Raw genomic sequence first — 22,722 nt, forward strand, 5'->3', positions numbered from 1 at the left:
CGCCGCAAGGAGCACGCATGTCGAAGAAACGGCCCGTCGCCATCGCCCTGGCCGGCGCCCTGTGTCTGGTCACGACGGCCTGCGCCGACTCCTCGACCGACCAGGACGCGGGGAGCGGCGGCGACGCCTCCGCGGCCGCCGCGCGGTCCGGCTACCCGGTGACCCTGGAGAACTGCGGGGTCTCCGAGAAGATCACCGAGGAGCCCGGACGCGTCGTCGTGATGAACGGCGCGTCCGTCGCCGAGGTCTCCACCCTCCTCGCCCTGGGCGTCCAGGACAAGATCGTGGCGAACCAGCAGAGCTACGGCATGTCGGAGGTCTCCGGACGGGCCGCCGCCATCAAGGCCCTGCCCACCGGTGACGTGAAACTCAACGACGCCTACGACATCCCCCGCGAGGCGATGATCGGGCTGCGCCCGGACCTGGTGCTGTCGACGACGTCGTACGGCTTCGACGAGAAGAACGGCTTCGCCACCCGTGAGCAGCTGAAGCAGGTCGGCGCGCACACCTATGTGTCCCCGCAGGGCTGCGACCAGGACACCAGCAAGATGACCATCGCCGACAGCTACACGCTGCTGCGCGACATGGGCAAGATCTTCAACAAGGGCGACGAGGCCGAGAAGCTGATCGCCGCGTCGCGGAAGAGCATCGCCGAGGTGTCCGCCAAGGTGAAGGGCGAGAAGCGGCCCGAGGTCATGGTGCTGTTCTCCAACATGGCGATGGGCGGCAACGACTTCAGCTCGGTCGTCGCCAAGGGCATCTACAACGACATCCTCGCCAAGGCCGGCGGCAGCAACGCCTTCGAGAACGCCGCGAAGACGTCGTTCGCCGACCTGAGCAAGGAGAAGGTGGCCGCCACCGACGTCGACGCCCTCGTCGTCATCGGCTACAACGACCCGAACCCGGCGGCCTACGCCGAGCAACTGCTGAAGGAGTTCCCCCAGTGGCCCGCGGCGAAGAACGACACGTACGTGGCGCTGTCGGACTCGATGTACCTCGGCCCGAGCAACGACCTGGCGGTCGAGAAGATCGCGAAGATGCTGCACCCCGACAAGTTCTGAGCCGGCTGCGCCTCCCGCTCTCCGTCGCCGCCCTGACCGTCGTGCTCGTCGCGGTCATGGTGGTCGCGGTGAGCATCGGCGCGGTGAACGTCCCGGTCGGTGACGTGTGGGGGATCCTGCTGCATCACGTCACCGGGCAGGGCGCCACCGCGGACCCGGCCCTGGACCAGATCGTGTGGACCTTCCGGGCCCCTCGCGTCGCCCTGGCCGCCCTGGTCGGGGCGGGCCTGGCGGTGGTCGGGGCGGTGTTGCAGACCCTGGTCTCCAATCCGCTGGCCGACCCGATCGTCCTGGGCTTCTCCTACGGCGCCTCGCTCGGCGCGGTCCTGGTCATCACGCTCGGCGGGGTGGCGCTCGGCGGGCTGGGCGGACTCGGGGTGTCGGGCGCGGCCTTCGTCGGCGCCCTGGCGGCCGGGGCACTGGTCTTCGCCCTGGGGCAGAGAGGGGGCCGGCTGGCCCCGACCCGGCTGGTCCTCGCCGGGGTGGCGGTCGGCTACGTCCTGCTGTCCCTGACCAGTTTCGTCCAGCTGCTGGCGACGCCCACCGAGCTGCGCACGGTCATGTTCTGGATGCTCGGGAGCGTCGCGGGCGCCCAGTGGAGCCAGCTGCCGACGGTCGCGGTGGTGGTCCTGACGAGCACGGTCCTGCTGACGCTCTTCGGCCGGCGGCTCAACGCCCTGCTGGCCGGCGACGAGTCCGCCACCGCGCTCGGGGTGGACGTCAACCGGCTGCGCGCGATCCTGCTGGTCGTCAGCGCACTCCTCACCGGCACCCTCATCGCCGTCGCGGGCGGCGTGGGCTTCGTCGGCCTGATGATCCCCCACCTGGTCCGCCTGACCATCGGCGCCGACCACCGGCGCCTGCTGCCCCTGACCGCTCTCCTGGGCGCCGTCTACCTGGTCCTGGTGGACCTGCTCTCCCGCACCCTCACCCGCCCCAACGAACTCCCGCTGGGCATCCTCACCGCCCTGCTCGGCGCCCCCTTCTTCCTGTGGCTGCTGCGCCGCAACAAGAGCCTGGACACCGCGTGACGCCACGACTGGGGCCGGACACCATATGAAGCCACGACGAGGGCCGGACACCGTATGAAACTGACCGTGGACCAGCTCCACATCACCCTGGACCGCAAACCGATCCTCCGCGAGGTGACCCTCGAGGCGGCGGCGGGCGACATCGTCGGTCTCGTCGGCCCCAACGGCAGCGGCAAGTCCACCCTGCTGCGCACGGTCTACCGCTCGCTGCGCCCCGCCGGGGGAGTGGTCCGGGTGGGCGGCGACGACGTGTGGGAGCTGTCCGCGCGCACCGCCGCCCGGCGCACGGCGGCCGTCCTCCAGGACGCCGGCACCACGACCGGCCTGACGGTGACCGAGATCGTCGCCCTGGGCCGTACGCCGCACCACGGCCTGATGGGACGGGACGGCACCGAGGACCGGGAGGCCGTCGCGGAGGCGGTCGCCCGCTGCGGGGTGGGACCCTTCGCGGACCGCGACTACGTCACCCTCTCCGGCGGCGAACGCCAGCGCGTCCTCCTGGCCCGCGCCCTCGCCCAGCGCCCGCACCTCCTGGTCCTCGACGAACTCACCAACCATCTCGACATCCGCGCCCGCTTCGAACTCCTGGACCTGATCCGCGGCACCGGGATCACCACCCTGGCCGTCCTGCACGACCTCGACCTGGCCGCCCGCCTCTGTGACCGGCTCGTGGTGCTGCACGAGGGGGCGGTGGTCGCGGCGGGCCCCGTCCTGGAGGTCCTCACCCCGCGAATCCTCCAGGAGGTCTTCGGCGTACGCGGCACCACGGAACGGCACTCCGACGGTGTCGTCCGCATCACCTACGCCGCCCGGCCCCTCGCGTACGACAGGGAACCCGAGCCCGCCGAACGGTGACGTGCTCACCGTGGCACCGGGTTTGCGGTGATCTCCGCAGAGCAGTCTCAGGGGGATACAGCTCAAGGAGGAACCCGTGTCCGCCGTGCCCACGACCGATATTGACATGTTCGCGACCTCGGACCAGCGCACTCGCTACGAGCAGTACCGACATCTACGAGAGCTGGGCGGCGTCGTCCGGCTGCACGAACCGGACGTGTACGCCGTCACGCGCTACGACGAGGTGAAGGCCGCGCTGGCCGATCACGGCACCTTCATCTCCGGCGAGGGCGTGGGATTCAATCCCGACGTCAACCAGATCATGCGGGGTGTCACCCTCGTCAGCGACGCACCGGAGCACGACGTGCTGCGCTCCGTCGTCGGGGCCGGACTGCGGCCCGGCCCCGTGCGCGGCCGCCGTGAGGAGATCGTCCAGAAGGCGCGGGACCTCGTCGCCGAAGTCGTCGCCCGGGGCGAGATCGACGGCGTCACCGAGCTGGCCCAGGTGATGCCGATGTCGGTCATCCCCGACCTGCTCGGACTGCCCGAGCGGGGCCGTGAGCACCTCTACGCGTGGGGCCAGGTGGGCAACGACCTGCTGGGCCCGGTCACGGAACGCACCCCGCACAACATGGAGATGACACAGCGTCTGTTCGCGTTCGCCCACGAACTCGCCGCGAACAGGGAACTCGCGCCCGGAAGCCCCGGAGCCGCCATGCTCGACGCGGCCGATCAGGGTGTCATCCCGCAGGAGAAATGCCCGCTCCTGCTCGTCGACTTCATCGGCCCGTCGCTGGAGACCACGGCCGCGGCGATCGGCCATCTGCTCGTCGCCTTCGCCGAGCGCCCGGACCAATGGGCCGCGCTGCGCGCCGAGCCCGGGCTCGTGGCCTCGACGATCAACGAACTCCTCAGATTCGAGACCCCCGTACGGGGCCTCACCCGTATCGCGGCACGCGACACCGAGCTCGGAGGCGTAACGATTCCGCAGGGCGCCCGGGTGTGGGCCCTCTTCGCCTCCGCGAACCGTGACGAGCGGAAGTGGGAGCGCGCGGACGAGTTCGACTTCCGCCGCAATCCGCTGGACCACCTCGGGTTCGGATACGGCGTGCACAACTGCGTCGGCCAGGGCGTCGCCCGCCTCGAGCTGCACGCCCTGATCCACGAGCTGCTCGAGTCCGTCGAGCGCTTCGAGTTCACCGGCGATCCGGTGATCGCGGAGAACACGATCCTGAACACGTACGCCGAGGTCCCCGTCCGGCTCGTGGCGAGGAAGACGGCCTGACACGGCATCGAGGCGGAGCCGGACGGCCGTGCGGCCCGGCTCCGCCGCCCCGCCGGGGCGGGCCCGGCCCAGGGGGCGGGGGAGCCGAGAACACCGGGTCGGAAGCCGGGGCAACCAGGACCGCCCCTGGCGGGTCCAGGCAGCGTGACACCTCATCAGGCCTCGCCGTGAGGAGACGGCGAGTCCGACGATCCCGTCGCCCGAGCCGGTGAAGAAGGGCCGCACCATCACGGTCACCGGCAGGCTGACCCGCGCCGACTGGGAGAGCAACACCTACACCGGCTACCGGGGCCGGCCGGTCCAGCTGCAGTTCCGCAAGAAGGGCGGCAGCACCTGCACCACCCTCAAGACCCTCACCAGCGGCAGCAGCGGCACCCTGAAGACCACCACCAAGGCCAGGACCGACGGCTACTTCCGGTTCCGCTTCCTCGGCACCGCCACCACCGGTCCGTACACGACGGCGGGCGACTTCGTCGACGTCGGGTGACGGCCTGGATCCCGCCGGGGGCGCGGCTGGCGGGGCGCCGCCGGTTTCACACGGCCGCGGCCCCCGAGCTTTCCCGGACCACCAGGTCGGTGCCGGCGAAGGTGGGCGCCGGCGGCCGGTGGTCGTTCTCCAACTGGCCGCGCAGGAGCTCGAAGGCGTCGCGGCCCAGTCCCTGGAAATCCATGCGGACGGTCGTCAGGGACGGGGTGAGGAAGCCCGAGTGCGGGGCGTCGTCGAAGCCGATGACGCTGACGTCTCCCGGCACCGACCGCCCGGCGTGGTGCAGGGCGCGCAGCACGCCCAGCGCCAGGTCGTCGTTGCCGCACAGGATCGCCGTGACGCCAGGGTCGTCGGCGAGCCCGCGTCCCTCGTCGTAGCCGACCTGCGCGTCCCAGCCCTTGCCGCCGTGGGGTGCGGGCGGGGTGATGCCGGCCGCTTCCAGGGCGCCGCGCCAGCCCTGGGCGCGCGGGCCCTCCGAGCGCCGGGTGCCCACGGACGTCGGGATCGCGACGTAGTGGACGGTCCGGTGTCCGAGCTCCAGCAGGTACGCGGTGGCGGCCCGGGCCGCCTCGCGGTCGTCGGCCCATACGGCCGGACGGGGCGGCGTCGTGCCCTGCGGCGGCGCTTCGACGACCGCGGCGCACGGCACGTCGGCCGGGACGCGGCTCAGTGCCGTGGCGCCGAGCTGGTCGAAGCCGATGACCATCAGTCCGCCACCGTCGGCCGCGGCGGAGGAGATCGTGCGGTCCAGGTCGTCCTCGGGCGTCAGCACCTTCACACCCAGCGAGTAGCCCGCGGCGCGGGCCGCTTCCTCCAGGCCCTGGAGCGTGGCCGCGTAGCCGTAGAGGGTGGTGTTCGACGTCAGGACGGTGACCGACCGGGTCACGCCGCTGGCCAGGGCGAACGCGGTGGGGTTGCGCCGGAATCCCAGCGCCTGGATGGCCTCCTCGACCCGCCGGCGCGTCTCCTCACGGACGCTCGGATGGCCGTTGATGACCCTCGAGACGGTCTGGTACGAGACGCCCGCGGCCCGGGCGACGTCCCGGATGCTGGCCGCCTTCCGCGGTTCCGACCCGGGACCGGAGCGGTCGCCGGGGCTTGTGTGACCGGTCACATCCATGGAAGGATTCTGAGCGGTCAAACATAGCCCGTCAAGTGACGGAAGCCGGCGGGGGAGACCGCACCCGGGAGAAGGGAACCCGCGTTGGCCACTGCTGTCGAAGCAGCCGAGAGGTCCCTTCTCTGGTCCCACGACATCCTCGGCCTGCACGCCGTCGTGGATTCCACCGGGTCGGTCAGGCTGGGGGCGCCGGGTCAGGACTGGGACTCCCTGCTCCCGATGGTCGAGGTCACCGCCACCGGCCACGGTCGCACCTGGTCGGGGGAACGTTTCATCGACAGCGCGATCGGCGGCCGCCTGGCCTACCGCGGCCACGAGACCGTCGTGGACGAGGGCTGGGAGCGCGCCACGATCCGGCTGACGGACCCCGTGACCGGCCTCGCCGCCGACATCACCCTGTGGACCTGCCCGGGCGCGGGCTTCCTCCGCTCGCGGGTACGCCTGGTCAACGAGGGGAACGCCCCGCTGCGGCTGGAGAGCGTGTCGACCCTGACCCTCGGCGGCATCGTGGACGCCCGGGGCGCTCTCGACGGTCTGACCCTCCACTGGGCGGACAACGACTGGCTCGCCGAGTGCCGTTGGCGGCAGGCCGCGTTCCGGGACCACGTCGTCCCCCTGAACCGCTCCGCCCACGGCCACGAAGGGCGCGGCTGCTTCGAGCGGTACTCGCAGGGCAGCTGGTCCACGGGACGGCACCTGCCGATCGCCGGGCTCACGGACGAGGCGGGCCGCGCCTGGCTCTGGCAGATCGAGTCCAGCGCGGGCTGGCGCCACGAGACCGGCGAACGGGAGGGTGCCGCCTACGTCGCCCTGTTCGGACCCGACGACGCGCATCACCAGTGGTGCCAGGTCCTGGCGCCCGGCGAGGAGTTCACCACCGTCCCGGCCGTCCTCGCCGGAGCCCGGGCCGGCGGACTGGACGCCGTGTTCGGTGAACTCACCGCCTACCGCCGCCGGATCCGCCGCGCCCACCCGGACCACACAGCGCTCCCGGTGATCTACAACGACTACATGAACACCCTGATGGGAGACCCCACCACCGACAAGCTCCTGCCGCTCGTCGCGGCGGCGGCGTCCGCCGGGGCCGAGGTGTTCGTCATCGACGCCGGCTGGTACGACGACGACGCCCAGGGCTGGTGGGACGCCGTCGGCGCCTGGGAGGCCTCCGGCAGCCGCTTCCCGGGCGGCATCCAGCAGGTCCTGGACGCCATCAGGGAGCACGGGATGACCCCCGGGCTCTGGCTGGAGCCCGAAGTGGTCGGCGTACGCAGCCCGTTGGCCCGCACCCTGCCGCCCGAGGCGTTCTTCCGCCGGGGCGGAGTACGCGTCACCGAGCACGGCCGCCACCACCTGGACCTGCGCCACCCCGCCGCCCGGGCCCACCTCGACCGGGTCGTCGACCGGCTCGTGGGCGACTGGGGCGTGGGCTATCTGAAGCTCGACTACAACATCAACATCGGCCCCGGGACCGAGGACGGCACCGAGAGCGCGGGCGCCGGCCTGCTCGGACACCACCGCGCGCACCTCGACTGGCTCGGCTCCCTCCTCGACCGGCACCCCGGCCTCGTCCTGGAGAACTGCGCCTCGGGCGGACTGCGCATGGACTACGCGCAACTCGCCGTCACCCAGCTGCAGTCCACCAGCGACCAGCAGGACCCCTTGCGTTGTCCGCCCATCGCCGCGGCGGCCGCCACCGCGGTGACCCCCGAGCAGGCCGCCGTGTGGGCCTACCCCCAGCCGCACTTCGGCCTCGACGAGATCGCCTTCACCCTCACCGGCGCGCTGCCGGGCCGTATCCATCTGTCCGGGTTCCTCGACCGCATGAGTCCGGAGCAGTTCGCGCTCGTCCGCTCGGGCATCTCCGTCTACAAGGCCGTCCGCTCGGAGATCCCCGGGAGCCTGCCCTTCTGGCCGCTCGGACTTCCCTCGTGGGACGACACCTGGATCGCCTCCGGCCTGCGCGGCGATGCCGCCACCTGGCTCGCCCTGTGGCGACGGGAGCCGGCCGCCGGTGACGGAGCGGACGACGAGACCCGCACCGTCACGCTCTCCCACCTGCGCGGCGCCCGGGTGCGCCCCACGGTCCTCTATCCCACCACCTCCGACGCCACCGCGACCTGGGACGCCACCGAGGCACGCCTCACCGTCTCCCTGCCCCGCCCCGGCACCGCCGTACTCCTCCGCCTCGCCGTGGAGCCGCCGGGACAGGGCCGCGAGGTGTGACGCGGCAGGCCTGACTTGGTGGCGTCAGGTGTACGGGCTCGGTGGGGTCACGCCTCGCCGGTGTCGCCGACCGCGGCCGGATCCGGGGAGTCGGCGTCCCGCATGAAGGCCAGCATCCGGGCGTTGAGCAGTTCGGGGTGGTCGATCGCGGGGCCGTGGCCGGTGTCGGAGATGATCTCGGCGCGGGCGCCGGGGACCAGGCGCGGTACGCGCTCCCGTTGCCACTCGGGGTGCAGGATCAGGCTGCGCCTGCCGATGACGAGGTAGAGCGGGGTGCGGATGGTGCGCAGCTCGTCCTCGGTCAGCGGCAGCGGCGAGGGGCGGCGCATCCGGTAGGCACGGGCGCGTGCCCGGACGAACGCGCGCAGCTCGGGGACGACCAGAACCGGCTGCTCCAGCCAGGCGGCGAGCCGCGGGCGCAGCGGCTTCGGGGCGAAGGTCGCGAAGAGACTGATGAAGATCCAGGTGAAGAAGCGCAGGCCGATCTTCTCCAGACCGCCGGGGTCGAGCAGGGTGACCGACGCGAGCCGCCCGGGCCGCAGGTGCGCCTGGTTGAGCGCCAGCCAGCCGCCGTAGGAGGAGCCGACCAGGTGGACCCGGTCGAGGCCGAGCGCGTCGAGCGTCTCGTCGATCCACCGGGCCGCGCGCTCCGGCTGCCACAGCTGCTCCCGCTGGACGCTGCGACCGGGGTCGCCGGGGGTGTCGAGCGCGTACACCGGGCGCTGCGCGCTGAGCCCGCGGGTGTTGGGGTACCACTGGGCGGAGCAGCCTCCGGAGCCGTGGAGCAGGACGATCGGCGTACGGGTCTCGTCGGCGGGGTCCTCGGGGCCGTACCGGTACACGTGCGTGGTGCCGAAGCTCGTCTCGACGTCGGTCTCGGAGCGGGCGGGCGCGCCCATCGCGTAGAGGACGTCGCAGGTGGCGAAGTACCGGTCGCGCAGGGTGTCGTTCACGAAATGGCCCATGTCGCGCCGCGGGCGGTCGCCGGTCGTGTGCTGGGGCGTGTGAGCCGTGTTCTCGGGCACGGAGGCACCTCCGGGAGATCCGTTCTCGTGTCTTCGTGATACGACCGTACCATCATGTTGATACGGCGGTATCATGAAAAAGGGCCGGGCCGCCGGCCGGCGAACCCACCACGGACGGGCGGAGACACGACCCATGCCAAAGCGTGTGGACCACGACGAACGGCGTGCCCAGATCGCCGAGGCGCTCATCCGGGTCGCCGGACGGCGCGGACTGCACGCCGTCGGCATGCGCGACGTGGCCGCCGAGGCCGCGGTGTCACTCCGGCTCGTCCAGTACTACTTCCAGACCAAGGAAAAGCTGCTCTTCCACGGCCTCCAGCACCTGACCGACCGCTTCACGGAACGCGTGGCCGCCCGCCTCCGCGCGACCGGTCCCGACCCGGGTCCGCGCGCGGCCGTCGAGGCGCTGCTCCTGGCCTCCCTCCCGACCGACGAGGAGAGCCGCACCTTCCACCTCCTCTACACGTCGTACGCGATGCTGTCCGTCACCGACGAGGCACTCGCCGCCCAGCCCTTCGTCGACAGCCCCGACGCCGCCGAGAACGCCCTGAGCGACCTGCTCCGGCAGGCCCAGGAGGCCGGTCTGGCCGACCGCGACGCCGACGCGCGCACGGAGGCGATCGGCCTCCTCGCCATGACGGCGACCCTGGGGACGAGCATCCTGGTGGGACAGCGGGGGCCCGACGAGGCCGTCACGGTCCTGCGCTACCACCTGGACCGGATCTTCACGCCCGACGGAAGTTGCAGCGCGCCCCGTACGGGCGTTCCCTGGAAGTAATCGGAAGTCTCCAACGATGAAAGCCAGAGCGCCTGGGGCTACGCAACGGACCGAGGGGCTCCGTCTCGGTGTGTGTTCTCCTGGCAAGGGCCTCCTGGGCAGGGCGGTCCGCCGTCGTCACCCGGCGTTCGACGCGGAGGTGATCCAGGTGAAAGCCGTTGTCTACGAGAAGCCCTTCAGTGTCGCCGTCAGGGACGTCGACGATCCGCAGATCCAGCACCCGAACGACGTGCTGGTACGCGTGACCTCGACCGCCATCTGCGGATCCGACCTGCACATGTACGAAGGCCGCACGGCGGCCGAGTCCGGCATCGTCTTCGGACACGAGAACATGGGCATCGTCGAGGAGACCGGCGCGGGTGTGACCTCCCTGTCCAAGGGTGACCGCGTCGTCATGCCGTTCAACGTCGCCTGCGGATTCTGCAAGAACTGCCTCGCCGGGAAGACCGGCTTCTGTCTCACGGTCAATCCGGGCTTCGCCGGCGGAGCCTACGGCTATGTGGCCATGGGACCGTACAAGGGCGGCCAGGCGGAGATGCTGCGGGTGCCCTTCGCCGATTTCAACTGCCTGAAGCTGCCGCCGGGCGAGGAGTTCGAGACCGACTTCGTGCTGCTCGCCGACATCTTCCCGACCGGCTACCACGGGTGCGAACTCGCCCAGGTGTCCCCGGGCGAGAGCGTCGCCGTCTTCGGTGCCGGACCGGTCGGGCTGATGGCCGCGTACTCCGCGATGCTGCGCGGAGCGTCGAAGGTGTTCTCCGTCGACCGGGTGCCGGAGAGGCTCGCCAAGGCCGAGGAGATCGGAGTCGTTCCGATCGACTTCACCAAGGGCGACCCGGCCGCGCAGATCAAGGAACAGACCGGCGGCGAGGGAACCGACAAGGGCGTCGACGCCGTGGGTTATCAGGCCCAGGCGCACGACGCGAGCCACGAGGAACCCGCCGTGGTCCTCAACACGCTCGTCGAGACGGTACGGCCGACAGGCCTGCTCGGCGTACCCGGCCTGTACGTACCGGCCGACCCGGGCGGACCCGACGAGAACGCCAAGCACGGCCAGCTGCTGGTCTCCATCGGACGGATGTTCGAGAAGGGTCAGCGGATGGGCACCGGTCAGTGCAACGTCAAGCAGTACAACCGCCAGCTGCGCGATCTGATCATCGCGCGGCGCGCCAAGCCCAGCTTCGTGGTCTCCCACGAACTGCCGCTGGAGGAGGCGCCGCGCGCGTACGAGAAGTTCGACCAGCGGATCGAGGGTTACACCAAGGTCGTACTGCACCCCGCTCACGCCCTCGCGGCGTAGGGAACGGACGTCAGGAACGGAACAGGACACCGCACGGTCCACGCAGGAACGGCGGGCCGGCTGCCGGAGCCACGCCCGGCAGCCGGCCCGCCCGTGAGCCGGCGGAGAAGGCGAAGAAGGCGGTCATGGCAGCCGAGCAGCCCGCCGACCCGACGGCGTCGGGTCCCAGGAAGTCCAGTGCCGGTGTGCACGGCATCACCGAGTCCGCGCGGTACTCCCTGGCCGAAATGGGGCCGAAGCGCAGTCTGCGGACACTGCTGAAGGTGAACCAGGCCGACGGTTTCGACTGTCCGAGCTGCGCCTGGGGCGAGCCCGATCCCGAGCACCGCAAGACCGCGGAGTTCTGCGAGAACGGCGTGAAGGCGGTCGCCTGGGAGGCCACCCGCAAACGCGTCGACACGGCGTTCTTCGCCGAGCACTCCCTCGCCGACCTGCGGGAACGGGACGGTCACTGGCTGGAGTCGCAGGGCCGGCTGGTCCGGCCGATGCATCTCGCCCCCGGCGCGACCCACTACACGCCGATCTCGTGGGACGACGCGTTCGCGCTCATCGCCGAGCGCCTGCGCGGCCTCGCCGATCCGGACCGCGCCGTCTTCTACACCAGCGGCCGGACCAGCAACGAGGCCGCCTTCCTCTACCAGTTGCTGGCGCGCAGACTCGGCACGAACAACCTCCCGGACTGCTCGAACATGTGCCACGAGTCCAGCGGCGCGGCCCTGACCGAGGCCCTCGGCGTCGGCAAGGGCCTCATCTCGTACGCCGACATCACCGACCACGCGGACCTGGTCCTCGTGGTGGGCCAGAACCCCGGCACCTCCCACCCCCGGATGCTCACCGCACTCGAACAGGCCAAGCGGCGCGGCGCCCGTGTCATCGCCGCCAACCCGCTCCCCGAGGCCGGCTTCGGCCGCTTCCGCAACCCGCAGACCGCGCGCGGCCTGGCCGGGCCGGGCACCAAGCTCGCCGACCGCCGCCTCCCGGTGCGCGTGGGCGGCGATCTGGCCCTGTTCGCGGCCCTCAACCGGGCCCTGATCGACCGGGAGGACGCCCGGCCGGGCTCCGCCCTCGACCACGACTTCATCGACCGCCACTGCGAGGGCTTCGAGGAGGCGGCGGCGGCCTGGCGCGCCCTGGACCGGTCCCGGCTCGCGACGATGGCCGGTGTGTCCCGCCGCGCCATCGAGGACTGCGTGGCCGACGTGCTGGCCGCGGACAGCGTCGTCGTCTGCTGGGCGATGGGGCTCACCCAGCACCGCAACGCGGTCGCCACCATCCGCGAGATCGTCAACTTCCTGCTGCTGCGCGGCAACATCGGACGCCCCGGCGCGGGACCCGCGCCCATCCGCGGGCACAGCAACGTCCAGGGCGACCGCACCATGGGCATCTGGGAGAAGATGCCGGACACGTTCCTGGACGCGCTGCGCGACGAGTTCGGGTTCGAGCCGCCCCGCGCCCACGGCCTCGACACCGTCGACTCCATCAGGGCCATGCGCGACGGCGAGGTCGACGTGTTCATCGGCCTCGGCGGCAACTTCGCCGCGGCCACGCCCGACACGGAGGTCACCGAGGCCGCACTGGCCAACTGCGCCCTCACCGTCCACATCGCGACCAAACCGAACCGGTCCCATCTGTGCCACGGCACCGAGGCGCTGCTCCTGCCCTGCCTCGGCCGCACCGAGCGCGACCGGCAGGCCTCCGGCGACCAGTTCGTCACGGTCGAGGACACGATGGCCATGGTCCACGCGTCCCGCGGCCGGCTCCTGCCCGGATCACCGCACCTGCGCAGCGAGGTCGCGATCGTCGCCGGCCTCGGACAGGCCCTCTTCGGCGACGACCTCGGCTGGCGCGCCATGCGCGACGACTACGCCGTGATCCGCCGCCACATCGAGCACGTCGTCCCCGGATTCCACGCCTTCGAACAGCGCGTCCGCCGGCCCGGCGGCTTCATGCTGCCCCGCGCCCCGCGCGACTCCCGCACCTTCCCCACGCCCACCGGCAAGGCCCGCTTCACCGTCAACCCGCCGACCGCGCCCGAAGTCCCGCCCGGACACCTGCTGTTGACGACGGTGCGCTCGCACGACCAGTTCAACACCACCGTCTACGGGTTCGACGACCGCTACCGCGGTATCAAGGGCGGACGGCGGGTCGTCTTCCTCAACCGCGACGACCTGCGCGACCTCCACCTCCACGACGGCGACCTGGTCGACCTGGTCAGCGTCAACCCCGACGGCGAACGCCGCGCCCCCGCCTTCCGCGTCGTCCCCTACCCGACCCCACGCGGCTGCGCCGCCGCCTACTACCCGGAGGCGAACGTCCTGGTCGCCCTCGACTCCACGGCCGAGATCAGCAACACCCCGGCCACCAAGTCCATCGTGATCCGCGTCGAGCCGTCCCGTACCAGCGCCGAACAGCGCACGGACATCTCCTGACCCGGGCGGCGCCGGAGGCCTCAGCCGGGGTCCTCGGCGCCGGGCAGCGGCTGCTCGAACCAGACCACCTTGCCCGTGCTCACCCTCGTCGCCCCCCAGCGCCGGGCCAGCTGGTCGACCAGGAACAGTCCCCGGCCGCCCTCGTCGCTCAGCCGGGCGTGCCGCATCCTCGGCACCACCGGCGAGTCGTCGCCCACCTCGCAGCGGAGCACGTCCGTGCGCAGCAGTCGCAGGGTGATCGGCCGGGAGGCGAAGCGCACGGCGTTCGCCACCACCTCGCTGACCAGGAGCTCGGTGGACTCCACGAGGGAGTCGAGGTCCCAGAGGCGCAGTGTTCTGCGGGTCAGCCGGCGGGCCTGTCCCGCGGTCCGCGGATGAGGAGCCAGGTACCAGTAGGCGACGGTCTCCGGCAGGATGCCCTCGAAGCGGGCGGCGAGCAGCGCGATGTCGTCGTCCCGCTCTCCCTCACCCAGGACGCCGAGCGCGTCGTCGCACAGCTCTTCCAGCGGCGGGGGCGGGGACCCCGGGGCGGCGGCCGTGTGCAGCCGGGTCCGGAGCCGCTCCACGCCGGTCAGGACGTCCGAGTCGCGGGACTCCACCAGACCGTCGGTGTACAGCAGAAGCGTCGCTCCGGCCGGGGCGTGCAGCTCGGTGGACTCGAAACCGCCGCCGCCGACGCCGATGGGCGCGCCGGGCGGGACCCGCAGGACCTCGCCGGTGCCGTCGGGGTGCAGGAGCACCGGCGGGGGATGGCCGGCGTTGGACAGCAGCAGCCGGTGCAGTACGGGGTCGTACATCGCGTAGAGGCAGGTCGCCGTGTGCTCGCTGCCCAGGCGCTCCGCCTGCTCGTCGAGGTGGTGCAGGACCTCGTCCGGGGGGAGGTCGAGGCCGGCCAGGGTCTGCACGATGGTGCGCAGCTGGCCCATGATCGCGGCGGAGGTCATGGAGTGGCCCATGACGTCGCCGATGACCAGGGCGACGCGGTTGCCGGGCAGCGGGATCGCGTCGTACCAGTCGCCGCCGACCTGCGCGGTCCGCGAGGACGGCAGATAGCGGCTGGCCAGCCGGATGCCCGGCGGCTCGGGCAGCGAGGGCGGGAGCATGGTGCGTTGCAGGGCGTCGGCGAAGGACGCCTCGCGGGCGTACAGCACCGCCTTGTCGATGCCGAGCGCGGTGTGCGTGGCGAGCTGGGAGGCGACGAGCAGGTCGTCGCCGGTGAAGGCCGGCCGGCCCGGGCGGCGGACGAGGACGACGCTGCCCATCACGTGGCTGCGGCCGTGCAGCGGCGCGATGATCAGCCGTCGCCCCGGCGGCACCGCCCGGCGGGCGCTCGCCGTCCCCAGCAGCTCGGCCACCGCGGCGGCGGTCCCCGGGCTGTTCCCGAACACCGGCCGCCCGTCCCGCATCAGCCCGGCGAGCGGACCGCCGGGGGAGGGACGTACGACCTCGGCCGGCCGGCCGACGTCGGTGGCCGCCGCGTCCCTGGCCGCGTGCAGGCGCAGGACGTCGGGGGCGGTGGTGCGTTCGTCGCCGACCGGCAGCGGGGCGTACAGGTGGACGAACGCCGTGTCGGCGAACGCCGGGACGGCCGCGCGGCACAGTTCGTGGAGCGTCTCGTCGAGGTCCATGCCGCCGGCGATCTGCCGGGTCGCCGCGTCGAGGTAGCGGAGCCTGCCGGTCTGCCGGGCGGCGGGGTTCGGGCGCGCCCGCGTGTGCGCCGTCGCCCCGGCGCGCTCGCCGGACAGCGGTGACGTGCCTTCTTCGGCTCCGAGGTGCTTCGTCACGCGGGTCCTTCCGGCCGTGCGGGCCCGCCCGCGCCGGGGCGGGGCCGATCGGCAGTCGTCAGGGGTGCCGTCTGCAGCGCAGGAAGATCTGCACCTCGGGCTGGACGTCCGCGGTCGCCGGAGCGTACGTGTACGAGGACTCCTCGACGATCTCGAAGCCCGCCGCCTCCACGACCTCGCGCAGTTCGTCCCGCAGATAGCCGGAGACGCGGATGGTGCTGCCGATGAAGGGGATCGTGAAGTCGTCCACGTCGGCCTCCACCATCGACAGGACGAACAGCCCGCCCGGTACCAGCAGGTGGTGGACGGTGCGCAGAGCGAGGGGGATCTCGGCGCGCGGCAGCATGAGCAGGGAGAAGAAGGCCGCGACCGCGCCGAAGCGGCCGAGGTCCCAGGGGCCTCCCGGCCGCAGGTCCGCGATGTCGGCCTGGTGGAACACCCCGGCGGGTACGTGCGCGCGGGCCAGCGCGACCATCCCCGCCGACAGGTCGATCCCGACGACCTCGAGGCCCGCCTCCGCCAGCCGGCGCGCGGTCGGGAGCCCGGTGCCGCAGCCCAGGTCCAGTACCCGGGCCCCGGCGGGCAGGGCCACGACGAGCCACTCGGCGGACGCGACCTGCCCTTCCTTGTGCGGGAAGGCCTCGTCGTAGCGGTCGCCTATGGTGTCGAAGGCCTCGGCCTGGCCTGCGCGGTCGAGCGGCATGCTCCCGTAGCCGAGCCCGTCGGCTGGGCTGTTCACGAGGGTTCTCCTTTGATGTCTTATAGGTAATTTTTTCACAGTTCTACGGCACCTCCACCGGCGGGCCGCCGCCCGGTGGAGGTGCCGGGGAGCCGGGGAGTCCTCAGCCGCAGGAGCCGGTGAAGACGTCCACCTCGTCGCTGCTGCTGCTCGCGACCACGAGGTCCTGGGTGCCGTCGGACGTCAGATCGGCGGCCGCCGCCTCGTAGGCGCCGTCGGCCGTCAGCTCGGTCAGTTCGGTCAGTGCGCCCCCCGAGGTGCCCTGGAAGACGGTGACGGAGTTCCCCTTGAGCGAGGAGACGAGTACGTCCGTCACGTCGTCGCCGTCCACGTCGGCGGCGTTCACGGCGACCGGCAGGGCGGACGTGGTGTACGCGACGGAGTCGTCGAACGTGCCGTCCCCGTTGCCGGTGAGGATCTCCAGGGTGTTGGAGCCGTTGCTGACGGTGGCCAGGTCGGTCTCCCCGTCGCCGTCGAAGTCGCCCTGGGCGATGGAGTACAGCCGGGCGACACTGGCGTACTCCGTGACGTCCCCGAAGGTCCCGTCGCCGTTGCCGAGGGCCACGCTGACGCCGCCCGCGGTGGCGACACTGGCGGTGGCGATGTCCAGGTCTCCGTCGCCGTCGAAGTCGGTGAGGACCAGCCCGTGCGGCCTGGTCACGGTCACCGCCTCGACGTCGGCCGTGAAGGATCCGGTGCCGTCGCCGAACAGGAGGCTGACGCCGCCGCCGCTCTCCTCGGCGACCGCCAGATCCAGGTTGCCGTCGCCGTCGAGGTCGCCGGGTACGAGGGAGCGGGCGCCCGCGCCGACGGTGTACTGGGTGGAGGTGTCGAAGGCGCCCGAGCCGCTGCCGAGCAGGACGCTGACGGTGCCGCCGTCGAAGTCCGCGGTGGCGATGTCCGGGGTGCCGTCGGCGTCGAAGTCGGCGATGACGGACTGGTACGGCTTGTCGCCCACCGCGTACTCGGTGGCGGGGTCGAAGGTGCCGTCGCCGTTGCCCAGCAGCACGGACAGCGTGTCGGCGTCGTTGTCGGCCGCGGCGACGTCCGCGTTGCCGTCGCCGTCGAGGTCGCCGGTCACCACGTGCCGGGGGTTGTCGCCGACGACGGCGGAGGCCTTCGACTGGGTGAAGACGATCCCGGACGAGCAGTCGGTGGCCTGCGTCGCCACTGTTCCGGTCGCCGACGCCATGGCCGCGAGGCTCGCGCCGAGGGCTAAGGCGCCGGCCGTGCCGAGGGCCAGGACGCGACGGCTCCTGCGCTTCTTGTGGGTGCTCATGACGGGAGGGGTGTCCTTGTCGTGGAGGAGGATCGGGAGATTGTCATGGGCACGGGAACGTAGGGTGCGCGGCTGTGATTCACGTGTAACGGGACCGTGGTTTCGTATAGCGCCCGGACTCGGCCCCTCAGCGGCTCAGGCGGCTGCCGATCGACCGGGCGACCTCTTCGTGGGCGAGGTACTCGACGATGCTGTGCGCCCGGTCGTGGGCGTTGATGACGGCGAGGTCGGACAGCCCGTCCGCCCAGTCGTCGCCCAGCGGGCATCCGATGGCCACCGCGTCGGTCGGGCACCAGGCGTTGAGCCAGTCCGCCACGATGTCCGGGCGCTTCGGCCCGCCGGCGAGCAGCCTGCTGTACACGCTGTCCAGGCCGAGCGGACTGCCCGCGGTCGTCAGATGGACCACGTCCACTCCGGGGGAGAGCCGCGTCATGAGATCCAGGCCGACGACCGTGCCGAGGCTGTGACTGACGAGCACCACTTCTCCCGAGTCCGGCATGGTGTCGAGGACGGAGCCCAGGACCTCGTCCCGGATGTGCCGGTCGTCGAGGTACGCGGCCACGTCACGGAAGACCAGGGCGATGGCCCAGGAGTCGAGCGCGCTTCTGGCGGCGAGCCAGCTCAGCCGCTTCTGCAGGGCACCGACCATGTCGTCCAGGCCGAACCGTTCGGTGGCGGGCCGGTTCTCGTGCGGCATGTTCCACTTCTCGGCCGCCTCCCCGAGGGTCTCCTCGTACACCGCACGGGCCGTGGGGGCGGTGGGTGCCACCACCTCCGCCGCGCTCGCGGTCGGCGCCTCCACGATGTGGGGGACGGCCTCGTGCGCGGTCAGCGCCCGCACCAGTCTGTCGCCGTAGTACGGGAACCAGACGTCGGCCGGGTCGACCGGCGGAAGCCCCGCGCGGACGAGCCCCTGGTTGAGCCCGGCCGCCCACTCGCGCCGGAGCCTCTCGGGATCCTTGCCCTCCTGGGCGCGGCCGTGGAGGAAGACGAGATGCCGTCCGCCACCGAACGCACCGTCCCGGGCCCGCAGCCCCACCCGCCCGGTCACCCTCTCGACGGCGGGGCGCACCACCCCGGCGGCGGGAGTCGCGACGGGGCCTGCGGCCGGGGAGGCTGTGGCGGGGCCCCCGACGGGAGCCGCGGCCGGGGTCGCAGCTGCGGGGCCTGCGGCGGGAGCTGCGGCCGGGCCTGCGGCCGCGACGGGGCCTGCTGCCGGGGTGGCAGCCGGGACGGGGCCTGCTGCCGGGGTGGCAGCCGGGACGGGGCCCGCGACAGGGGCTGCGGCGGGGGCAGCAGCCGCGAGGGGACCCGCGGCGGCCTCCGCGAGGGGCAGGCCCGCCTCCGGGCCCATCCCGGCCAGCAGCGTCCGCTGCCGGGGGGTGAAGGACAGGCCGGCGAGGTGCCCGAGGACGGAACTGATGCGTACGCCCTCGTTGGCCACCCAGTCGATGGCGTCGTCGCCGTCACCGGCCTGCCAGACCTGTCCGTCGGCGCGCAGGACGCGGCCCTGGCCGTCGGTCCTGGGGACGCCGCTGTGGTGGAGGGCCACGACCTCCCACTGGTCGTTGAAGACGGGAGAGCCCGAGTTGCCGGGCTCGGTGTCCGTCCGGTACTGGAGGAAGTCGTCGAGCCGCACCTGGAGCATGTTGTCGCGTACGGCGATCTCCTTCAGCCGGCCCATCGGGTGCCCCACGACGTTGACCGGCTCGCCGATCACCACCTTGCCCGTCCGGCGGCTGAGCCGGTTCCAGCCGAAGGTCTCTCCCGGCGGCCGCCCGTCGGGGCCGGGCGCGACCTGGACCAGGGCGAAGTCGAGGCGCTGGTCCGCCACGAACAGCCCGTCGGGGTCGAGTTCCAGCCGGGTCGGCGGCTGGGGCGTGTGGTCGACGGTGAGCTGCGCGTCGAACTCCACGAAGCACTGCCGGGCGGCATCCGCGTCGGGCAGCACGTGATGGTTGGTCATCAGCAGGCTCGGCGCCACCAGGAAGCCCGTGCCGGTCGGCAGCTCACGGCCGTTCTCCCGCACCGAGATCCGGGCGACGGTGCGTGCCGCCCGGGCGCCGCGCGGCAGGAAACTCCACGCCTGCAGCTCCTTGGACACTCCGAGGATGCGTTCGTACGCCGCGGTCGCGGCCAGCGGTTCCGAGCGGACGGCCTCCACCACGAGGGCGGTGGGTACGGCGTGCCGGTCGAGCAGCCGGGCCGCGCGGGCCGCGAGTGCCTCCTCCGAGTCCGGGAAGGTGACCCCGGCGCTCTGCCGCCGCTCGACCTCCCGGCGCTCGGCGCCGGTCTCCTCGTACCGCGCGGCGGCCGCCGAGACCTGGTGCTCCCGTTCCGTACGGAGCCTGTCCGTCGCCGCCATGTCAGGTCACCGTCCTTCCGGCGGTGTGCCACGGCACGAAGGCGTTCGTCAGGCCCGCCACGGCCGCGCGCAGCTCCGGGTGGTGCCGCAGCAGCACCGTGATCATGCTGTTGTCGTCGATCCAGGCCATCCCGGCCCTGGAGTACACCTCGGGGGTGTAGCACTCGGTGAAGAAGCGGTCGCTGTTCAGTCGGCGGGAGGCCATCAGGACGAAGATGCGGAACGCGGTGTCGCTGAAGGCGAATCCGGTCGGCAGCTTCTCGGCGTACAGGCCGACCATGAGGTCGACCTTCTCGATGTCGCCGTCGTAGAGCCGCTCGATCTGCTCCGCCCACGCCCGGTTCCCCGTCAGCTCCAGGAAGTCCGCCGCGGGCCTCAGCCGCAGCAGCCGCCGGAACTCGTTGTAGCGGGGGACGCCCAGTTCCCGCGAGCGCAGGATGTCGGTGGCGGCGAGGTCCTGCAGATGCCCGTCGGGACGCTCGAACTCCTGGAGGAAGCGGGGGAAGTTGTGCAGGGTGACCAGGCCCGGGTGGAGCGTGCCGAAGCTGTAGAGGAGGTCCGGCATCTCGGTGGTCTCCAGGAACTTGAGCGCGCCCGGCCCGGAGATGTCACGGAGGGTGCAGTGGCGCAGGGTCGCGTCGTCGGCCGCGGAGCGCAGATGCCAGTCGTCGCGGACGAGCGGATGCATGCGGTAGACGGCCACGAACTCCTCGGTGAGGGAGTACGGGACGCCGTAGTGGTCCGTCTCCCCGCCCGGGATGCCGCTGACGACCTCGCTGTCGCTGATCCGTCCGAAGAGACGGTGGGCGCGTTCGCCCGCGAGGCCCCACCAGTTGGCGCGCAGTGCCGTGACGGTGGTGGGATGGCTGATCACGGCCGGGGTCCACTCCACGGTGTGGATCTTGGCGAGGAGCGCGGCGTTGACCAGTCGGGCGCGCTGGAACAGCTCCTCGTCACCCCAGGACGGGTACGCGACGTGCAGGTGGTCGCAGATCGCGTTGTGCTCCCGGGTGAACAGGTCGTGCATCATGGCGAGCCCCAGCCAGAAGCCGGGGACCCGCGAGGGGTCGCGGGAGGGGTCCGAGGGGATCGGGGACTGCTCGTCGTCCCACAGGTGCAGCCTGCCGAACTCGCCGGTGCGCATCTGGCGCTGTTCGGTCTCGTTCGTCCCGTAGATCTGCGACGCGTCCCACCAGTGGGAGGACACGTTGACGCGGGTGTCGGGCGTACCGGCGGGAGCCTGTGGATCACGTGTCGGATCGTCCGGCGTCCGCATGATCCGCATGGGGTGTTCCGGCCACGGGTCGTCGTGCACGAGGGGTACTTCCCAGGGCCGTTCCGTGGGGCTGGTGCCATGGCTGAACCAGTCGCGGACCATGAACTGGAGCCAGGCGGCGACCAGTGAGTTGACCGAGGTGGCCGGCACCAGCCCGTCGCGGGTGAGCAGGGCGCGGCTGACCTCGCGCGGGTTCGGCGTGGACAGGACGTCCGCGGGTGTGGCCGGCGCGATCGCCTCCAGCGGGATGTTCCGGCCGAAGCGGGTGCCCGCCATGCCCATCCGGGGCTCGTCGAGGTCGTTGTGGCTGCCGTCGGCCGTCCGGTTGACCTTGTGCGTTTCGCTGGGCGATGCGGGATCGGGCAGACCGACCGAGGGCACCCGGCCGGTGTCGTGGAGGTTCTCCTGGCGGAGCCTGACCCGCAGTCCGAGGAGTGTCAGCAGGCCGGGTACGACGGGCAGTCTGTCCCAGCCGACGCGTCGGTCGGCCCACTCGGCGCCGGCGGTGACGATCCGCCAGGGCAGTGACCTCCGGTATCCGGCCGTCGTACGCGGTGCACCTCGTCGTTGCTTGCTCATCGTGGTACTCCTTGCGCGGCGAGGACCAAGCCGCTCGCCTTCTCGCTGATCATGCGGACGGGGGCGGTTCGGCCCCGGCACGCGCCGTCACGGCCGCTTCCCCTTCCCCGAGTTGACGAGCGAGGCGACGGCCAAGGCCGTGTTGGCGGCCGAGATGAGCGTGGTGAGCGTCGCGGTACGCGGCGGAAGCCGGCCGCTCAGGCCCAGCGTGGCCGCCGTCGCGGTGTCGCTGCCGTGGATCAGGACGCCGTCGCGCAGGTCTTCCCGCAGCCGTTCGCCGCGGTCGGTCAGCAGATCGAGTCCGAGCAGGATCGTCCGGATCCCGAAGAGCCGGAAGGCGTACACGGCTGCCGGGCTGGGCGGGTCACGGTCGGGATCGAGGCGGCTGATGAGCAGGTCGGGCGCGAGCAGCCCGGCGGCCCCGTTGAAGATCCGGACGCCGGCGAGGGCGTAGACCGGGAGGGTGCCGGCGGCGGCTTTGTGGATGGCCATCGTGACTGACTCCGTCCCTGATGGTGGAACTGAACGCCCGGCCGGCCCGCGAGACCCAACTGCCCCTATGGCAGCAATTCTTCAAGGTTCCCCGGGCCCGGCAACTCGATCACCGGGCGCGTCGGCCGGACGCGGCGGGGCGAGGCACCGCAACGGTTGAATCGTGTAATTCAGCGTGCGGGCCGCCCAGTTGCGACGCTCCCGCGACGGGCAGACGCTGGAGGTGTCCGCTCACACGCAGGCCGGCTCGATCGCATCCACGGGCAGGAGGCCTCCGGCATGTCGATCATGTTGGACCCCACCACACTGGACGGGTCCGTGCGGCCCGCGAAGAGGAACGATCTCAAGGAGCCGACGCGGCAGGCCGAGCAGGGCGCAGCCGTGGAAGCCGCGCCCCCGGAGCCGGAGGCCCAGGACCTGGACCGGCTCAGGGCCCGCGTGGCGCGGCTGGAGGCGCGGAACGCGTTCGAGGAGGCGGCCGCGGAGACGACGGTCGGCGGGCGCTACCGCAGCGCGGGAGCCGGGACCCAGCTCGAACTGCGCGTCGACGTCGACGGCCCGCGGCCCCTGATGCGGATCAGCGGGGACTTCTTCGAAGAGACCACGCGCCCGTAGGACCCGCCACCGCGCACACC

General features: G+C 72.1%; 17 protein-coding genes and 1 pseudogene. 10 read left to right on the forward strand and 8 right to left on the reverse strand.

What is annotated here, in order from left to right:
• Positions 1-17 precede the first annotated feature (17 nt).
• The 5 genes and pseudogenes from ACIRF9_RS03595 to ACIRF9_RS03615 all read left to right on the forward strand — a co-directional run.
• Positions 18-1,061: an ABC transporter substrate-binding protein gene (locus ACIRF9_RS03595; RefSeq protein ID WP_403815620.1), complete on the forward strand. Its 1,044-nt coding sequence runs from the start codon at positions 18-20 to the stop codon at positions 1,059-1,061.
• 56 nt (positions 1,062-1,117) lie between these two features.
• A complete protein-coding gene (locus tag ACIRF9_RS03600; RefSeq protein WP_403816116.1) occupies positions 1,118-2,092 on the forward strand; it encodes a FecCD family ABC transporter permease in 975 nt (324 codons plus the stop codon).
• 54 nt (positions 2,093-2,146) lie between these two features.
• A complete protein-coding gene (locus ACIRF9_RS03605; protein WP_403815623.1) occupies positions 2,147-2,947 on the forward strand; it encodes an ABC transporter ATP-binding protein in 801 nt (266 codons plus the stop codon).
• A 76-nt stretch (positions 2,948-3,023) separates the two neighbouring features.
• On the forward strand, positions 3,024-4,211 hold the full coding sequence (locus tag ACIRF9_RS03610) for a cytochrome P450 (protein WP_403815626.1): 1,188 nt from the start codon (positions 3,024-3,026) through the stop codon (positions 4,209-4,211).
• A gap of 196 nt (positions 4,212-4,407) precedes the next feature.
• Positions 4,408-4,698: pseudogene (locus tag ACIRF9_RS03615) on the forward strand (hypothetical protein); the annotation flags it as partial.
• Between the two features lie 46 nt (positions 4,699-4,744).
• Here ACIRF9_RS03615 and ACIRF9_RS03620 read toward each other — a convergent pair.
• Positions 4,745-5,818, reverse strand: coding sequence for a substrate-binding domain-containing protein (locus ACIRF9_RS03620; RefSeq protein WP_403815629.1), 1,074 nt, complete (start codon positions 5,816-5,818; stop codon positions 4,745-4,747).
• 84 nt (positions 5,819-5,902) lie between these two features.
• On the opposite strand from ACIRF9_RS03620, the gene ACIRF9_RS03625 reads away from it, so the two are divergent.
• Complete coding sequence (locus ACIRF9_RS03625) at positions 5,903-8,041, forward strand: alpha-galactosidase (protein ID WP_403815632.1); 2,139 nt, start codon at positions 5,903-5,905, stop codon at positions 8,039-8,041.
• Between the two features lie 47 nt (positions 8,042-8,088).
• Here the strand turns inward: ACIRF9_RS03625 and ACIRF9_RS03630 are convergent, their stop codons facing one another.
• A complete protein-coding gene (locus ACIRF9_RS03630) occupies positions 8,089-9,006 on the reverse strand; it encodes an alpha/beta fold hydrolase (RefSeq protein WP_403816119.1) in 918 nt (305 codons plus the stop codon).
• Positions 9,007-9,199: 193 nt separating this feature from the next.
• On the opposite strand from ACIRF9_RS03630, the gene ACIRF9_RS03635 reads away from it, so the two are divergent.
• From ACIRF9_RS03635 to ACIRF9_RS03645, 3 genes are all read left to right on the forward strand, one after another.
• A complete protein-coding gene (locus tag ACIRF9_RS03635; RefSeq protein WP_403815635.1) occupies positions 9,200-9,844 on the forward strand; it encodes a TetR/AcrR family transcriptional regulator in 645 nt (214 codons plus the stop codon).
• 148 nt (positions 9,845-9,992) lie between these two features.
• Positions 9,993-11,144, forward strand: a complete 1,152-nt coding sequence (locus ACIRF9_RS03640) for a glutathione-independent formaldehyde dehydrogenase (protein WP_403815638.1) — start codon at positions 9,993-9,995, stop codon at positions 11,142-11,144.
• Between the two features lie 125 nt (positions 11,145-11,269).
• Positions 11,270-13,573: an FdhF/YdeP family oxidoreductase gene (locus ACIRF9_RS03645; protein ID WP_403815641.1), complete on the forward strand. Its 2,304-nt coding sequence runs from the start codon at positions 11,270-11,272 to the stop codon at positions 13,571-13,573.
• Positions 13,574-13,593: 20 nt separating this feature from the next.
• On the opposite strand, the gene ACIRF9_RS03650 is transcribed toward ACIRF9_RS03645, so the two are convergent.
• The 6 genes from ACIRF9_RS03650 to ACIRF9_RS03675 form a co-directional block, all read right to left on the reverse strand.
• Complete coding sequence (locus tag ACIRF9_RS03650) at positions 13,594-15,201, reverse strand: SpoIIE family protein phosphatase (RefSeq protein WP_403816122.1); 1,608 nt, start codon at positions 15,199-15,201, stop codon at positions 13,594-13,596.
• Positions 15,202-15,415: 214 nt separating this feature from the next.
• A complete protein-coding gene (locus ACIRF9_RS03655) occupies positions 15,416-16,060 on the reverse strand; it encodes a class I SAM-dependent DNA methyltransferase (RefSeq protein WP_403816125.1) in 645 nt (214 codons plus the stop codon).
• 139 nt (positions 16,061-16,199) lie between these two features.
• Positions 16,200-17,375 carry an FG-GAP repeat domain-containing protein gene (locus tag ACIRF9_RS03660; RefSeq protein ID WP_403815644.1) on the reverse strand — a complete coding sequence of 392 codons (1,176 nt, stop codon included), beginning with the start codon at positions 17,373-17,375 and terminating at the stop codon, positions 16,200-16,202.
• 127 nt (positions 17,376-17,502) lie between these two features.
• Complete coding sequence (locus ACIRF9_RS03665; protein WP_403815647.1) at positions 17,503-19,740, reverse strand: trypsin-like serine peptidase; 2,238 nt, start codon at positions 19,738-19,740, stop codon at positions 17,503-17,505.
• Position 19,741: 1 nt separating this feature from the next.
• Positions 19,742-21,595 (reverse strand): peroxidase family protein, encoded by a 1,854-nt coding sequence (locus ACIRF9_RS03670; RefSeq protein WP_403815649.1) that lies wholly within the window; start codon positions 21,593-21,595, stop codon positions 19,742-19,744.
• Positions 21,596-21,682: 87 nt separating this feature from the next.
• Complete coding sequence (locus tag ACIRF9_RS03675) at positions 21,683-22,087, reverse strand: hypothetical protein (RefSeq protein WP_403815652.1); 405 nt, start codon at positions 22,085-22,087, stop codon at positions 21,683-21,685.
• 279 nt (positions 22,088-22,366) lie between these two features.
• On the opposite strand from ACIRF9_RS03675, the gene ACIRF9_RS03680 reads away from it, so the two are divergent.
• Positions 22,367-22,702 (forward strand): hypothetical protein, encoded by a 336-nt coding sequence (locus tag ACIRF9_RS03680; protein WP_403815655.1) that lies wholly within the window; start codon positions 22,367-22,369, stop codon positions 22,700-22,702.
• Positions 22,703-22,722 lie beyond the last annotated feature (20 nt).

Source organism: Streptomyces sp. NPDC096132, assembly GCF_044763345.1.
Lineage (GTDB): Bacteria > Actinomycetota > Actinomycetes > Streptomycetales > Streptomycetaceae > Streptomyces.